This window comes from Streptococcus bouchesdurhonensis (assembly GCF_948472335.1).
Genome location: NZ_CAOKTW010000002.1, coordinates 49,108 through 64,688 on the forward strand (window position 1 = coordinate 49,108; position 15,581 = coordinate 64,688).

9 protein-coding genes and 5 pseudogenes are annotated in these 15,581 nt (G+C 39.0%); 8 read left to right on the forward strand and 6 right to left on the reverse strand.

The window, feature by feature from the left end; genetic code table 11:
- Positions 1–95: 95 nt before the first annotated feature.
- The 3 genes and pseudogenes from QMQ21_RS02990 to hsdR form a co-directional block, all read right to left on the reverse strand.
- Positions 96–1,133 (reverse strand): annotated as a pseudogene (locus QMQ21_RS02990) (restriction endonuclease subunit S); the annotation flags it as partial.
- Positions 1,133–2,596 (reverse strand): class I SAM-dependent DNA methyltransferase, encoded by a 1,464-nt coding sequence (locus tag QMQ21_RS02995; protein WP_016397115.1) that lies wholly within the window; start codon positions 2,594–2,596, stop codon positions 1,133–1,135. The pseudogene QMQ21_RS02990 and the gene QMQ21_RS02995, both read right to left, overlap by 1 nt.
- 12 nt (positions 2,597–2,608) lie before the next feature.
- Positions 2,609–4,943 (reverse strand): annotated as a pseudogene (gene hsdR / locus QMQ21_RS03000) (EcoAI/FtnUII family type I restriction enzme subunit R).
- Positions 4,944–5,550: 607 nt separating this feature from the next.
- On the opposite strand from hsdR, the pseudogene QMQ21_RS03005 reads away from it, so the two are divergent.
- The 6 genes and pseudogenes from QMQ21_RS03005 to dnaJ all read left to right on the forward strand — a co-directional run bounded on the left by QMQ21_RS03005 (position 5,551) and on the right by dnaJ (position 11,928).
- Positions 5,551–6,061: pseudogene (locus QMQ21_RS03005) on the forward strand (DUF2812 domain-containing protein).
- Between the two features lie 163 nt (positions 6,062–6,224).
- A pseudogene (gene hrcA, locus QMQ21_RS03010) lies at positions 6,225–7,258 on the forward strand (heat-inducible transcriptional repressor HrcA).
- A gap of 26 nt (positions 7,259–7,284) precedes the next feature.
- Positions 7,285–7,808: pseudogene (grpE, locus tag QMQ21_RS03015) on the forward strand (nucleotide exchange factor GrpE).
- Between the two features lie 475 nt (positions 7,809–8,283).
- Entirely contained in the window at positions 8,284–10,107 is a 1,824-nt protein-coding gene (gene dnaK, locus QMQ21_RS03020; RefSeq protein WP_000034669.1) for a molecular chaperone DnaK, read from the forward strand.
- Between the two features lies 1 nt (position 10,108).
- Complete coding sequence (locus tag QMQ21_RS03025; RefSeq protein WP_000114360.1) at positions 10,109–10,510, forward strand: hypothetical protein; 402 nt, start codon at positions 10,109–10,111, stop codon at positions 10,508–10,510.
- A gap of 278 nt (positions 10,511–10,788) precedes the next feature.
- Positions 10,789–11,928 carry a molecular chaperone DnaJ gene (gene dnaJ / locus QMQ21_RS03030; protein ID WP_014017330.1) on the forward strand — a complete coding sequence of 380 codons (1,140 nt, stop codon included), beginning with the start codon at positions 10,789–10,791 and terminating at the stop codon, positions 11,926–11,928.
- A 682-nt stretch (positions 11,929–12,610) separates the two neighbouring features.
- On the opposite strand, the gene QMQ21_RS03035 is transcribed toward dnaJ, so the two are convergent.
- Positions 12,611–12,898, reverse strand: a complete 288-nt coding sequence (locus QMQ21_RS03035) for a hypothetical protein (protein ID WP_000777749.1) — start codon at positions 12,896–12,898, stop codon at positions 12,611–12,613.
- Positions 12,899–12,907: 9 nt separating this feature from the next.
- Positions 12,908–13,318 carry an HIT family protein gene (locus tag QMQ21_RS03040; protein WP_001278321.1) on the reverse strand — a complete coding sequence of 137 codons (411 nt, stop codon included), beginning with the start codon at positions 13,316–13,318 and terminating at the stop codon, positions 12,908–12,910.
- Between the two features lie 67 nt (positions 13,319–13,385).
- On the opposite strand from QMQ21_RS03040, the gene QMQ21_RS03045 reads away from it, so the two are divergent.
- Together QMQ21_RS03045 and QMQ21_RS03050 are read left to right on the forward strand one after the other, a co-directional pair.
- Entirely contained in the window at positions 13,386–14,117 is a 732-nt protein-coding gene (locus QMQ21_RS03045) for an ABC transporter ATP-binding protein (RefSeq protein ID WP_023935627.1), read from the forward strand.
- Complete coding sequence (locus QMQ21_RS03050; protein ID WP_000653756.1) at positions 14,114–15,163, forward strand: ABC transporter permease; 1,050 nt, start codon at positions 14,114–14,116, stop codon at positions 15,161–15,163. Before QMQ21_RS03045 ends, QMQ21_RS03050 begins: the two co-directional genes overlap by 4 nt.
- Before the next feature lie 61 nt (positions 15,164–15,224).
- Here the strand turns inward: QMQ21_RS03050 and QMQ21_RS03055 are convergent, their stop codons facing one another.
- The gene (locus QMQ21_RS03055) at positions 15,225–15,554 is read right to left on the reverse strand and encodes a hypothetical protein (RefSeq protein WP_023935628.1); all 330 of its coding nucleotides are present in this window, start codon (positions 15,552–15,554) and stop codon (positions 15,225–15,227) included.
- Positions 15,555–15,581 lie beyond the last annotated feature (27 nt).

Sequence of the window (15,581 nt, forward strand, 5' to 3'; positions counted from 1 at the left end):
TTTGATAAGGCTTAGCTGAAATAGTTGTTACAATTTTTTTAAAGGAGCTAGCAACCAAGTTATCTTCTTGGAAAATCTATTTCAATTTTAATGTTATTCAGATAATAAGAGTTATCATCTCCTTGGGAAACAATAGAAATGTCCAAATCTTTCTTTTTAATCTTGCCTTCTTCAAAGAGTTTTTGTTTTTCTGCTCGTATTTTTTCAAGTAAAACTTCGACTGATTCATCATTTGGGTCTTGTTCAACTAATTTTCCTTGCATAGCATATTGAAGAATAGATTTTTTTAGTTTATCTGGAAATTCTTTATCTAGTTGCTGTAGTTTATTGTAACTCTCAGCGTATTCATCAACTTTAGCTAGAGATTCTTCAATGGTTTTAACGATGCATTTTTGTTCGGATAGGGGAGGTAATAACATAGGAACTTCATATTTTAAAAATTTTATTGAAGCTAAATTTTTTATTGCTGAGCCTATAGAATGTTCTTTTAGTGTATTAATCAAACTCGTAAACATCCATTTAAAATACTGTGAATCTATTATATCTGAGTTTAACGTAAGTTTTAATAATGCTTGATTTATAACTCCATTATAATAATTTGAAGGTATTTGAAAGATTTCTCCAATAGTACCTGCACAAGATATTAAAATATCTCCTGCTTTTATTGAAAAATTTTTTAAACGTATATAATCACTCTCTTTTAACCAATAGTCTCCATAATCTATAGTTTTTCTTATAGCATTACCTTGTTCATAAACCTTATATGTATGTTCTCCTTTCGGAACAAACATTGACTTTGTTATAGAACTACCAAAAGGACCTCTTTTTATTGAGCCGTCCTCTAATGCACAAATGTCTGGTAAATAAACTATGGCCCATCCTTTAGGTATATTATGTTTAAACTCTTTTATACTTCCATCAGCAAACTTCCCATAATGTTTCCCATCATCACCACGAAATATCTCAGTTTCCTTTTTATCTCGTTTGATTTTTCCTTCACTGATAAGTTTTTCTTTTTCAGCTTTAATTCTCTTTAATAATTCACTTGCAGGTTCGTCATTGGGATTTTGCGGCACTAATTTCCCTTCCATCGCTCTTTGGAGAATACTTGCTTTAAGTTGTTCTGGTGTCATTATTTGTCCTCCAACAACTGCAAAATATCAGCTAATACATTATCAATCTTATGATTTAAAGTTGCTCTTTCCGCTTGATAATTCTGAATCAACTCAAAGGGATTTAAGATTTCCTCTTCCTCTTTTGGAAAGCCACACTGGTCTAAATTATAATTCAACTCAGCCAATTCACTAGGTGTAAATGATTTAGATTTGTAGAACTTACCTTCCAGAATCTCTTCACGATTTTCCCACCAGTCACGAACAGGATTGAAGTGTTCTGACTTCATCGGCTTAGTTTTCGAGAAATTTTTATAACCATCTGGCATATCTAAACGATAAAACCAAGTTTCTTCTGTTTTCTTTGTTTTATCAAAGAAAAGAATGTTCGTATGGATTCCTGTATACGGTGCAAAGACACTATGAGGCAACCTAATAATCGTATGCAAGTTGAACTCATCTACCAGTTTTTGTTTCAAGCGAGTTTTTACACCTTCACCAAATAGAAAACCATCAGGTAAAATAACTCCAACACGACCATTTTCTTTCAAACGATACATAATGACAGCCATAAATAAATCAGCTGTTTCAGAACTCCGTAATTCTGCTGGAAAGTTATTTTTTATTGTTTCTAATTCTGACCCTCCAAAAGGTGGATTCATCATAATAATGTCAAATTTTTCATCATCCGTATATTCACGAACATTTTTCTCCAAAGTATTTCCATGAACAATTTTAGGGTCATCAATTTCGTGAAGAAACAGATTTGTAACTGCTAAAAGATGAGGAAATGCTTTCTTTTCAATACCAAAAACAGCTGTATTATATTTTTTGGTATCTTCACTAGTTTTACGTTGACTACTTAAACGGTTCAGAGTCGAAGTCAAGAAGCCTCCTGTTCCGCAAGCAAGGTCTGCCATTGATTCTCCAAGTTTTGGGTTAAGAACTTCGGCAATAAAATCAGTCGCTGCACGTGGCGTATAAAATTCTCCTGAATTTCCAGCATTTTGAATATCTTTAAGAATTTTTTCGTAAATATCATTAAACGAATGACGATCTTCAGGGCTATTGAAATCAACTTCATCAATAACATTGATGACTTGGCGTAACAAGACGCCATTTTTCATATAGTTGTTCGCATCTTCAAAAGCTGATTTAACAATCGTTTTTCGAATAGGCATATTTGAAGTTATTTCAAGCTCTTTCAACTCTTTGAATAACTTGTTATTGACAAAATCAAGTAATTCATCGCCTGTCAATACCCGCTCTCCATTTTGAGCATGAGCCCAATTCCGCCATTTTAATTCCTCTGGGATAATTGACTCATACTCGTCTTCTTCTAATTCCCAAACCATTTCACGGCTATCATAAATTTTTAAGAATAATAACCAAGACATTTGCTCAATACGTTGAGCATCACCATTAACACCAGCATCGTTTCGAGTGATATCTTGAATTCTTTTTACAAATGATGTAATTGACATACTTTCCTTTCATTAAGCTACTGTAAATAGCTCTTTCTCCAATTCTTTAATTGCTTGTAAATATCGTTTTTTATCTCCAAAATAAGTATTGATGATTTTGAAGGTTCCACCATATATCTGAAATTCTGGAAGTTTTAATGTTTCAATGCTTTCGAGTTCTCCAATACCTTTATCCATGTATTTGTCCAGTAAAATTTCCAAAACAGCACGCGCTTCCTCACTATATTTATATAAATATCCGCTTTGTTTGAGTTTATTGATACGTTCCGTCTTGGTTAATTCTTTTTGACCATAGGCAAGTTTTAGGAGTAAATCAAAATCATCGATTTCTTGTTCTGATATTCCCTCCGACTCTCGAATAGCATCTAGATAAACTCCTTTTTTATAAAGTTCGTCTAAGATAAGCTTCTTTTTATCCGCCGTATGCCAAACTGTGATAAAATCGTTCAAAGTGGCGTAGCTACCTAAGATATTCTTCCGAGTAGTAGTCGGTCAGGCTTTCGGTAATCAGTTTCCCGTTTTCATCCAATACTTGAACAGTAGAATTAAGAATGGTAACCTGCTTGTCTGTAACGATATATTTTTCTACTGGGTCACCACCTTCGTTTACAAAACCAGGTGTAGTACCATTGTTTGTTTTTGCGCCCGTTTCCAGAACCTTCACTGGTTCGCCATCAAAATCAGGGTCAGCAAACAAATTGGTAACATTTCGAAAATCAATAATCGTAAAAAATTCTTTCCCCTTTTGAGGATAAAGACGTGTGCCACGACCAATAATTTGTTTAAATTCAGTCATGGATTGGATATTAGAGTCTAAAACAATCAAACGACATGTTTTAGCATTAACTCCTGTCGTTAATAATTTAGACGTTGTTACAATAGCGGGAAAATTAGAATTGACATCCATAAAGTTATCCAGTTGAGCTTTTCCTTCAGCGTTGTCACCAGTTACTTGCATGACATAACGATAGTCTTCTTGGACTAAGTCTAGATTCTCTTTTACAAGTGCAGCACGCATTCGCTCGGCATGGTCAATATCAACACAAAAAACAATTGTTTTATCAAATCGTGCATTGTTTTGCTTCATATAATCAGAAACAAACTTGGCAACTCTTTGCGTTCTATCATCAATGACAATGGTTTTGTCAAAATCTTTCCTGCCGTAGTACCTATCTTCTATTAATTGTCCGTTAGTATCAACTTTTCCAGTTTCTGGACGATAACCATCCACATCCACATCTAAATTAACCCTCATAACACGATATGGAGCCAAAAAACCATCCTCGATTCCCTGTTTTAAACTATAAGTATAGATTGGCTCACCAAAGTATTCCGTATTGGAAGCATTCTTGGTTTCTTTAGGAGTAGCGGTCATCCCAATCTGTGTCGCAGAACTGAAATAATCAATCACCTTACGCCAGTTACTGTCTTCCTTAGCTGAGCCACGGTGCGCTTCATCAATTATGACTAAATCAAAGAAGTCTTTGTCAAACTTTTGATAATGTGTTTCAGTTCCATCTTCACCAGTTAGTTGCTGATAAAGCCCTAGATAAATTTCAAAAGAATTTAATTTTTCAGGAGCAGTCAAAAGTTTTGGTGTAATTTTCGTCATTACCTTTTCGAATGGCCTAAAGTCTTCAGCCATCGTTTGGTCTACTAAGATGTTTCTATCTGCTAAGAATAAAACTCGTTTAGCCAAACCAGCTTTTCGAAGGCGATGAATAATTTGAAAAGCCATGAACGTTTTCCCCGTTCCTGTTGCCATCACAAACATTACTCGTTTTTGTCCTCTGGCAACTGTTTCAATAGTACGGTTGATAGCTATTTGCTGATAATAGCGTGGCGTTTTCATTGAGAAGGCGTCTGTATAGTATGGAGTTGAGATAGCTTCTGTAATTTCGTACGTCAATCCTTTTTCCTTCGTCATACGAGAAAATAATTCTTCACGAGTAGGGAATTCGTCTAACTCCAGCTCACGTTCTTCTCTCGTGATACGGTCGTGTTCAATAAAGCCATCACCATTCGAAGAATAAACAAATGGAACATCTAAAATCTCTCCATATTCAATAGCTTGTTGTAATCCTGCTCGAACGCTGTGTTTATTATCCTTTGCCTCAACAATTGCAATTCGAGTTCCAAATTGGTAATACAGTGAATAGTCTGATTTTTTTCCTTCTTTACGACGAGCCTTATCTCCTCTAACCTCAATTCGACCATCAGTGAAGTATTCTTCGTAAGCGATATGCTCACCATTTTTCCATCCTTTGGATACAATAGCAGGAGTGATGAAATTTGCTTTAATATCCTCCTCACTCATTTCTTTCTTAGACTTTATAAACTCAACCATATTGAACCCTCCGCATTCTAAAAATCTACTTCTCCATAAAATAAACTATCAGAACAAATTATACTTCTATTATATCACACTTATAAAAATACTCTGCTAAATTGTTGAAAATAAGTATGCAATATACTTTCGCATCGCGTCAGATTATCTCCGCATAACACCGCTATTTTCCGCTGTTTTCGGCAGGCGACTTATTATCATTCTATAAGCACTTTCAGTCGGGCTGGTGAGCTATTTTTCAAAAATAAATAATCACATTTAAACATTTTGAAAGTATAAAATATCTACATCAGTCGTTCAAAAACTGGCGTAAATTTTGCTATAATATTTTCGTTTAAATAAAGATTTTTTTATGCCAAACGGATTTTAACAATGCGGATGCTTCCTATTTTACTTCTCTTTTTAGCTCTACTACCGTTTTTCTCAAAGTTTGTCACTGGAGGTAGTTCTTTCAGTTGGAAAGTGTTTTTGATTTTCATAATAGATTGGGTTTTATTGATAGTTTTTGCGATTCAGATTTCTTATATTTTTTGGAGATTGAGTCAAAAGCGGAAAGAATTATCTAATAAATAACGCCAGGCATGTTTTCTAATTTTGGGGTAAGACAATGAATAGCAGAGTAGAATTTCGGATTTTCACCATTGTTGATTTGGACAAGGAAGAAGAACATTTACATGAGATGCATTTGAAAGGTTGGAGGTATAGAACGAGTCGTTTTGGTTTGTTCTATTTTGACCAATGTCAACCAGACGATGTCATCTACCGTATCTATGATTCTAGATTTCTTAAAAAAGTATAAGCATGAACTGCAAGATTTTAGAGATAGAGGTTGGGAATTGATAGGAGCAGGTTCTTGTTCGATTCTTCGTAAATCGTCTTCTGATTTACTTCCAGAGGATCAAGTCTATATGAGTAAGGGGCTCAAATGGGAAGTTATGCGATCTAGACTTCGTTCCTGTACAGCTACTTTCTCAGGTGGTCTTGTTGTTTGTATGAGTTTGTTTAGAGAGGATCTTTCTATGTCTTTCTTTCTTATTTTTGTTTTATATGCTTTTCTGATTTCTTATCTAATTCATGGTTATTTCAGACTAAAAAGGAAATACCGAGTAGATGAATAGCAAGGTTCTAGGTCTTCAGATTGATTTTTAGCACTCTTGATAAAAGAGTGCTAATTTTTTGAGTTTTTGTCTTGACATTCTCTTCTAAGGGTGTATAATAGAATCATAAGTTAGCACTTGGATGCATTGAGTGCTAATTGATCAGACAGAGAGGAGTGATGAGATGGTTACAGAGCGTCAGCAGGATATTTTAAATCTGATTATTGACATCTTTACCAAAACGCACGAACCTGTCGGATCAAAAGCCTTGCAAGAGTCTATTAACTCTAGCAGTGCAACCATTCGTAATGACATGGCGGAACTAGAAAAACAAGGGTTGCTTGAGAAGGCTCATACTTCAAGCGGTCGGATGCCAAGTATTGCTGGTTTTCAGTACTATGTAAAACACTCACTGGATTTTGATCAACTGGCTGAAAATGAGGTATATGAGATTGTCAAAGCCTTTGATCAGAATTCTTCAAATTGGAGGATATTCTGCAAGAGGCTGCTAACTTGCTAACAGACCTGAGTGGCTGTACGGTAGTGGCACTGGATGTTGAGCCCAGCAGGCAACGTTTGACAGCCTTTGATATCGTTGTTTTGGGGCAACATACAGCCTTGGCGGTATTTACCCTAGACGAGTCGCGAACGGTTACTAGTCAGTTTCTGATTCCAAGGAACTTCTTGCAGGAAGATTTGCTGAAACTGAAGAGCATCATTCAGGAACGTTTCCTCGGTCACACCGTTTTAGATATTCACTACAAGATTCGGACGGAGATTCCGCAGATTATCCAGCGTTACTTTACAACAACGGACAATGTGATCGATCTCTTTGAACATATCTTTAAGGAAATGTTCAACGAAAACATTGTGGTGGCGGGCAAGGTTAATCTCTTGAATTTTGCCAATCTAGCAGTCTATCAGTTCTTTGATCAACCGCAAAAGGTGGCTCTGGAGATTCGTGAGGGGTTGCGTGAAGATCAGATGCAAAACGTCCGTGTTGCAGACAGTCAGGAGTCCTGTCTAGCTGACCTAGCTGTGATTAGTAGCAAGTTCCTCATTCCTTATCGGGGAGTTGGAATTCTAGCCATTATCGGTCCAGTCAATCTGGATTACCAACAGCTAATCAACCAAGTCAATGTGGTCAACCGTGTTTTGACCATGAAGTTGACAGATTTTTACCGCTACCTCAGCAGTAATCATTACGAAGTACATTAAGATTGAAATCATTAAAGGAGGCGAAAATGGCCCAAGATATAAAAAATGAAGAAGTAGAAGAAGTTCAAGAAGAGGAAGTTGTGGAAACAGCTGAAGAAACAACTCCTGAGAAGTCTGAGTTGGACTTGGCGAATGAACGTGCAGATGAGTTCGAAAACAAATACCTTCGCGCTCATGCGGAAATGCAAAATATCCAACGCCGTGCCAATGAAGAACGTCAAAACTTGCAACGTTATCGTAGCCAGGACTTGGCAAAAGCAATCTTACCATCTCTTGACAACCTTGAGCGTGCACTTGCAGTTGAAGGTTTGACAGATGATGTGAAGAAGGGCTTGGGGATGGTGCAAGAAAGCTTGATTCACTCTTTGAAAGAAGAAGGAATTGAAGAATCGCAGCAGATGGCGAATTTGACCATAACTACCATATGGCCATCCAAACTCTCCCAGCAGACGATGAACACCCAGCAGATACCATCGCCCAAGTTTTCCAAAAAGGCTACAAACTCCATGACCGCATCCTACGCCCAGCAATGGTAGTGGTGTATAACTAAGATACAAAGCCCGTAAAAAGCTCGCAGTAAAAATAGGAGATTGACGAAGTGTTCGATGAACACAAGAAAATCTATCTTTTTTACTCAGAGCTTAGGGCGTGTTCGATTCGGCAATTCTGACGGTAGCTAAAGCAACTCGTCAGAAAATGGCAATCGCTATGGCATTTGCCTAGCCTCCTTATTAACTCGTCGTCGAAATAAAATCGATTTCGACTTCTCGTGTCGCAATTTACATAATAGAAAACTTGTCCGAAACGACAATAAACTATGAAGAAAGATAAGAGGCAAGCCGGAGGCTTGCAAGGAAGATATTTCCCGCCGTGGTAAAAGTTTCAGTAGCTTTTGCTACTGAATAGGGGATTTTTGAGACAATAGGCTCAAAAATAAGTGATGAAATCCCGAAGGGAGTTGCTCACGTCCCCACCACTTAAGGGAAATATAAAAAAAGAAAATTAACTAACAAGGAGAAAAACACATGTCTAAAATTATCGGTATTGACTTAGGTACAACAAACTCAGCAGTAGCAGTTCTTGAAGGAACTGAATCAAAAATCATCGCAAACCCAGAAGGAAACCGCACAACTCCATCTGTAGTCTCATTCAAAAACGGAGAAATCATTGTTGGTGACGCTGCGAAACGTCAAGCAGTTACAAACCCAGATACAGTTATCTCTATCAAATCTAAAATGGGAACTTCTGAAAAAGTTTCTGCTAATGGAAAAGAATACACTCCACAAGAAATCTCAGCTATGATTCTTCAATACTTGAAAGGATACGCTGAAGACTATCTTGGTGAAAAAGTAACCAAAGCAGTTATCACAGTTCCTGCTTACTTCAACGACGCTCAACGTCAAGCAACAAAAGACGCTGGTAAAATTGCTGGTCTTGAAGTAGAACGTATTGTTAACGAACCAACTGCAGCAGCTCTTGCTTATGGTTTGGACAAGACTGACAAAGAAGAAAAAATCTTGGTATTTGACCTTGGTGGTGGTACATTCGACGTCTCTATCCTTGAATTGGGTGACGGTGTCTTCGACGTATTGTCAACTGCAGGGGACAACAAACTTGGTGGTGACGACTTTGACCAAAAAATCATTGACCACTTGGTAGCAGAATTCAAGAAAGAAAACGGTATTGACTTGTCTACTGACAAGATGGCAATGCAACGTTTGAAAGATGCAGCTGAAAAAGCGAAGAAAGACCTTTCTGGTGTAACTTCAACTCAAATCAGCTTGCCATTTATCACTGCAGGTGAAGCTGGCCCTCTTCACTTGGAAATGACTTTGACTCGTGCGAAATTTGACGATTTGACTCGTGACCTTGTAGAACGTACAAAAGTTCCAGTTCGTCAAGCCCTTTCGGATGCAGGTTTGAGCTTGTCAGAAATCGACGAAGTTATCCTTGTTGGTGGTTCAACTCGTATCCCTGCCGTTGTTGAAGCTGTTAAAGCTGAAACTGGTAAAGAACCAAACAAATCAGTAAACCCTGACGAAGTAGTTGCTATGGGTGCGGCTATCCAAGGTGGTGTGATTACTGGTGATGTCAAAGACGTTGTCCTTCTTGACGTAACACCATTGTCACTTGGTATCGAAACAATGGGTGGAGTCTTCACAAAACTCATCGACCGCAATACAACAATCCCAACATCTAAATCACAAGTCTTCTCAACTGCGGCAGACAACCAACCAGCCGTTGATATCCACGTTCTTCAAGGTGAACGCCCAATGGCAGCAGATAACAAGACTCTTGGACGTTTCCAATTGACAGATATCCCAGCTGCACCTCGTGGAATTCCTCAAATCGAAGTAACATTTGATATCGACAAGAACGGTATCGTGTCTGTTAAAGCTAAAGACCTTGGAACTCAAAAAGAACAAACAATTGTCATCCAATCAAACTCAGGTTTGACTGACGAAGAAATTGACCGCATGATGAAAGATGCAGAAGCTAACGCTGAAGCAGATAAGAAACGTAAAGAAGAAGTTGACCTTCGTAACGAAGTAGACCAAGCGATCTTTGCGACTGAAAAGACAATCAAGGAAACTGAAGGCAAAGGATTCGACGCAGAACGTGACGCTGCCCAATCTGCCCTTGATGACCTTAAAAAAGCTCAAGAAGACAACAACTTGGACGATATGAAAGCAAAACTTGAAGCATTGAACGAAAAAGCTCAAGGACTTGCTGTTAAACTCTACGAACAAGCAGCAGCAGCGCAACAAGCTCAAGCAGGAGCAGAAGGCACACAAGCAACAGGAAACGCAGGCGATGACGTCGTAGACGGAGAGTTTACTGAAAAGTAAGATGAGTGTATTGGCTGAAGAATATCTAAAAAATACACGAAAAGTTTATAATGATTTCTGTAATAAAGCTGATAGTTATGAGTCTGCAAAAGATTTTATAGATAATATTCCAGCAGTATATTTGGCTAGGTATAAAGCAATTATTTTAGCTGAGCATGAAAGTTGTGTTAAAAATGATGAGGCGGTAAGGAATTTTGTTACTTCAGTATTGTTGTCAGCGCTAGTATCAGCACTAGTATCAGCAACCATACAAAAACCAGAATTTATAATATCGTTTATAATGGGCATGATTTGGGTTGTCGGTGTATTCCTTCTAATCTATTGGAATTTTATAGCAAATACTAAGAAGAGACAAAAATATATAAATATTTCTGTACTTATAGGATATTTAAAATCAAAATAAAGTTAATTTACTTATTTGCAGAGGTTGCAACCCAGCCTCTGTTTTTCGATAAAAAGGGACGGAATATCATTTGTTTGGGTTTTGTCTCATCAATATGAAAGAAAGGAACAAATGTGTTCAGGGAATTGAACACGGGTTCCCAAATTTCTTACTTAATATAACAGAAAGGAATTGAACCCGACCTAAATTCTCGGAAAAAAGATAAATCTGTCTAGGAGCATCGCTCCAGCGTCAGATTTCCTATTTTTCAGTCGAATTTTACGGTCTTGGTATCTTGTATGAACAATACTGAATTTTATGATCGTCTGGGGGTGTCAAAAAACGCTTCGGCAGACGAGATCAAAAAGGCTTATCGTAAGCTTTCGAAAAAATATCACCCAGATATCAATAAGGAGCCTGGTGCTGAGGAAAAGTACAAGGAAGTTCAAGAAGCCTATGAGACTTTGAGTGACGACCAAAAACGGGCTGCCTATGACCAATATGGTGCTGCAGGCGCCAATGGTGGATTTGGAGGCTTCGGTGGTGGAGCTGGCGGTTTCAATGGGGCAGGTGGCTTCGGTGGTTTTGAGGACATTTTCTCAAGTTTCTTCGGCGGAGGCGGTGCTTCACGCAATCCAAATGCTCCTCGCCAAGGGGATGACCTCCAGTATCGTGTGAACTTGACCTTTGAAGAAGCTATTTTTGGAGCTGAAAAAGAAGTTAAATACAACCGTGAAGCAAGCTGTCGTACATGTAATGGCTCAGGTGCTAAGCCAGGAACCAGTCCAGTCACTTGTGGACGCTGTCATGGTGCTGGTGTCATTAACGTCGATACGCAGACTCCGCTTGGTATGATGCGTCGTCAAGTAACCTGTGATGTCTGTCATGGTCGCGGAAAAGAAATCAAAGATCCATGTACAACATGTCACGGAACAGGGCATGAAAAACAAGATCATAGCGTACATGTCAAAATTCCTGCTGGTGTGGAAACTGGTCAACAAATTCGCCTAGCTGGTCAAGGTGAAGCTGGATTTAACGGTGGACCTTATGGTGACTTGTACGTGGTTGTTTCTGTGGAAGCCAGCGATAAGTTTGAACGTGAAGGAACTACTATCTTCTACAATCTCAACCTCAACTTTGTCCAAGCAGCTCTTGGTGACACAGTAGATATTCCAACTGTTCACGGTGATGTTGAATTGGTTGTCCCAGAGGGAACTCAGACTGGTAAGAAATTCCGCCTACGTGGCAAAGGAGCTCCGAGTCTTCGTGGTGGTGCAGTTGGTGACCAATATGTTACCGTTAATGTCGTAACACCAACAGGCTTGAACGATCGTCAAAAAGCAGCCTTGAAAGAATTTGCAGCTGCTGGTGATTTAAAAGTCAATCCAAAGAAAAAGGGCTTCTTTGACCATATTAAAGATGCCTTTGAAGGAGAATAATACTCTTCGAAAATCAAATTCAAACCACGTCAGCGTTGCCTTGCCGTACTCAAGTACAGCCTGCGGCTAGCTTCCTAGTTTGCTCTTTGATTTTCATTGAGTATAAACAAAAAGAGCCGAGTGGCTCTTTTTGTTTATAGATTTTTTAAGACTTTCCTTAAGTAATGACGGACGGTAGCGATCTTCTTCGAAGTTCCATACCTAAACTTTGAGCCTAGGTCTCAAAGTTTCCGGACGAGTCTGAGACAAAAAGATTTTGATTTCAGGAATTCTTTATTATAAATTTTAAAAATCGATAGATTAGATAAAAAAGCGAACAAGACAGAATTCTGAGTGTCAGATAACTCGTTTTGTTCGCTTTTTATATTGAAGATTAGACTTTTATCCCAGACTCGTTTTCAGTACGGCGGAAAATCTTCGATTTAGTTGTGAAATGGTGAATGATACTCTTTAAAAATCTCCTCAAACCACGTCAGCGTCGGCTTGTCTACAACCTCAAAACTGTGTTTTGAGCTGACTTTGTCAGTTCTATTCACAACCTCAAAACGGTGTTTTGAGCAGCCTGCGCCTAGCTTTCTAGTTTGCTCTTTGATTTTTATTGAGTATGAGTTGCCTAAATTATGATGTATAGTTGATGGGATATAACTTGTTTACGTTTTAAAAAAGAGCCGACTGGCTCTTTTTACTTATCTTCGATTTCCTGTGTTTCTTTAATCACAGCTAGTCTAGTCTGGATATCCTTTTCCAAGACCTTAAACTTGTAAGTCAGGTCTTCTTGATATTCCTTGATGAGTTCTTTTTGCTGGTCAATGATTTGTAGGCTGTTTTGGATAATATCCACATCGTCCTTGATAGCTTGAACGCGGTCAGTGGTATTCAAGACTTCATCTGTGATGGTTTGGCGATTTTTTGTGAGCAGATAACTTCCAGCTGCAGCTCCTGCAAATAGCAATAGATTGGATAATTTCATGGCAACTCCTTAGGCATTTTTGATGGTTTCAGCGACTTGAGCGAGTTTGTCAAAGTCTGGTTCGTGGGCGATAAAATCAATCTTAAGGTCATCGTCAGCACTGTAGCGAGGTACGAGGTGAACATGGGTATGAAAGACGGTTTGACCTGCGACTTCTTCACAGTTAGCAATGATATTCATACCAGTAGCCTTGGTAGCTTTCATGACTTTTTGAGCTACTTTTGGTACTTGGGCAAAGAGTTGGCTGGCGCTAGTAGCATCCATTTCTAAAAGATTACGATAGTGTTCTTTTGGCACGACCAAGGTGTGTCCTGGTGTCACTTGAGAGATATCAAGAAAGGCAAGAACCTGCTCATCTTCATATACTTTTGAAGCAGGAATTTCCCCTGCGATGATTTTACAAAAAATGCAATCTGACATAAAATCTACCTCTACTGTACTGAATTTTGATATAATATAGCTACATTATACCAGATTTGGAGAAAATATGTTAGAAATTAAAAACCTGACAGGTGGCTATGTTCATGTCCCTGTTTTGAAAGATGTGTCTTTTACTGTTGAAAGTGGGCAGTTGGTCGGTTTGATTGGTCTCAATGGTGCTGGAAAATCGACGACCATCAATGAAATTATCGGTCTGTTGACACCTTATAGTGGCTCCATCAATATCAATGGCCTGACCCTGCAAGGAGATGCGACTAGCTACCGCAAGCAAATTGGCTACATTCCTGAGACACCTAGCTTGTATGAGGAATTGACCCTCAGAGAGCATATCGAAACGGTTGCCATGGCTTATGGTATTGAGCAAGATCTTGCTTTTGATCGAGTAGAACCTTTGTTAAAAATGTTCCGTCTGGACCAGAAATTAGACTGGTTCCCTGTTCATTTTTCAAAAGGGATGAAGCAGAAGGTCATGATTATCTGTGCTTTTGTGGTGGATCCAAGTCTTTTCATCGTGGATGAGCCTTTCCTTGGTCTTGACCCGTTGGCTATTGCGGACTTGATTCAGCTTTTGGAAGTGGAAAAGCAAAAAGGCAAGTCTATTCTCATGAGTACCCACGTGCTGGATTCAGCGGAAAAGATGTGTGATGCTTTTGTCATTCTTCACAAAGGGGAAGTGCGTGCTAAGGGAAATCTCCTGCAACTGCGCGAAGCCTTTAACATGCCTGAGGCTAGTTTGAATGATATTTACTTGGCTCTGACCAAAGAGGAGGACCTATGAAAGACTTGTTTTTAAAGAGAAAGCAGGCTTTTCGTAAGGAGTGTCTTGGTTATCTACGTTATGTTCTCAATGACCACTTTGTCTTGTTCCTGCTTGTCCTGCTGGGCTTTCTAGCCTACCAGTACAGTCAACTCTTGCAAGATTTTCCTGAAAATCATTGGCCCATCCTTTTGTTTGTAGGAATTACCTCTGTTTTACTGTTGCTTTGGGGTGGAATTGCCACCTATATGGAGGCTCCAGACAAGCTCTTTCTCTTAGTTGGAGAAGAGGAAATCAAGCTCCATCTCAAGCGTCAAACTGGCATTTCCCTAGTCTTTTGGCTCTTTGTACAGACCCTTTTCTTGCTTTTATTTGCGCCCTTATTTTTAGCCATGGGTTATGGCTTGCCTGTCTTCCTAATCTATGTGCTTTTGTTTGGGTTAGGTAAATATTTCCTCTTTCGTCAAAAGGCCAGCAAATTTTTCACTGAAACTGGACTGAACTGGGACTATGTCATTTCCCAAGAAAGCAAGCGCAAACAAGTCTTGCTTCGTTTCTTTGCCCTCTTTACGCAGGTAAAGGGAATTTCAAACAGCGTCAAGCGTCGTGCCTATCTGGACTTTATCCTAAAGGTTGTTCAGAAGGTGCCTGGGAAGATTTGGCAAAATCTCTATCTTCGTTCTTATTTGCGAAATGGAGATCTCTTTGCGCTCAGTCTCCGTCTGCTCCTACTTTCCTTGCTGGCGCAGGTCTTTATCGAGCAAGCTTGGATTGCGACAGCAGTGGTAGTTCTCTTTAACTACCTCTTGCTCTTCCAGTTGCTGGCCCTCTATCATGCCTTTGACTACCAGTATTTGACTCAACTCTTTCCACTGGACAAGGGGCAAAAGGAAAAAGGCTTGCAGGCGGTAGTCCGAGGATTGACCAGTTTTGTTTTACTTGTGGAATTAGTTGTCGGGTTGATTACCTTCCAAGAAAAACTAGCCCTTCTAGCCTTGCTGGGTGCAGGTTTGGTTTTACAAGTCTTGTATTTGCCTTATCAGGTAAAACGTCAGATGCAGGACTAACATTGCCTATATGACACTAAAAAAGAAGTTGAGTTCAGTTTGCCTCAACTTCTTTTATTTTCTACAAGATAATGGTTGGCCCGTAGAGGCTCAACTTGGTCTTGACTTGGTCAAAGTGGAAGCGGTCATAGGCCCGCCAAGCGGCGCGAGTTGGAGCATCTGGATCAAGAGCGCTGAGTCCCATGAGAAGACTGGAAGTCTGGTAAAATTTTTCCAGTTCAATCAAGACTCGATTATCCACTGTCTCAGCCTTGGCTAAAAAACCAAGAATAGAGTTTAATTGCTCCTGAAAGCGGACGTCGTCAGCGGTTGCCTGTTTGCATGCTTGGTAGGCTTTATTTAAGTCAGTAATCAAAGCCTGAGCTGTTTTGATGGGGTTTGTGTCTGTCATTTACGTGACCTCCTATATAATTTATGT

Excerpts from the sequence above, each read along its gene's own strand:
- QMQ21_RS02995 (WP_016397115.1), bottom strand. The coding sequence starts at position 2,596 with ATGTCAATTACATCATTTGTAAAAAGAATTCAAGATATCACTCGAAAC.
- dnaK (WP_000034669.1), top strand. The coding sequence starts at position 8,284 with ATGTCTAAAATTATCGGTATTGACTTAGGTACAACAAACTCAGCAGTA.
- QMQ21_RS03025 (WP_000114360.1), top strand. The coding sequence starts at position 10,109 with ATGAGTGTATTGGCTGAAGAATATCTAAAAAATACACGAAAAGTTTAT.
- dnaJ (WP_014017330.1), top strand. The coding sequence starts at position 10,789 with ATGAACAATACTGAATTTTATGATCGTCTGGGGGTGTCAAAAAACGCT.
- QMQ21_RS03035 (WP_000777749.1), bottom strand. The coding sequence starts at position 12,898 with ATGAAATTATCCAATCTATTGCTATTTGCAGGAGCTGCAGCTGGAAGT.
- QMQ21_RS03040 (WP_001278321.1), bottom strand. The coding sequence starts at position 13,318 with ATGTCAGATTGCATTTTTTGTAAAATCATCGCAGGGGAAATTCCTGCT.
- QMQ21_RS03045 (WP_023935627.1), top strand. The coding sequence starts at position 13,386 with ATGTTAGAAATTAAAAACCTGACAGGTGGCTATGTTCATGTCCCTGTT.
- QMQ21_RS03050 (WP_000653756.1), top strand. The coding sequence starts at position 14,114 with ATGAAAGACTTGTTTTTAAAGAGAAAGCAGGCTTTTCGTAAGGAGTGT.
- QMQ21_RS03055 (WP_023935628.1), bottom strand. The coding sequence starts at position 15,554 with ATGACAGACACAAACCCCATCAAAACAGCTCAGGCTTTGATTACTGAC.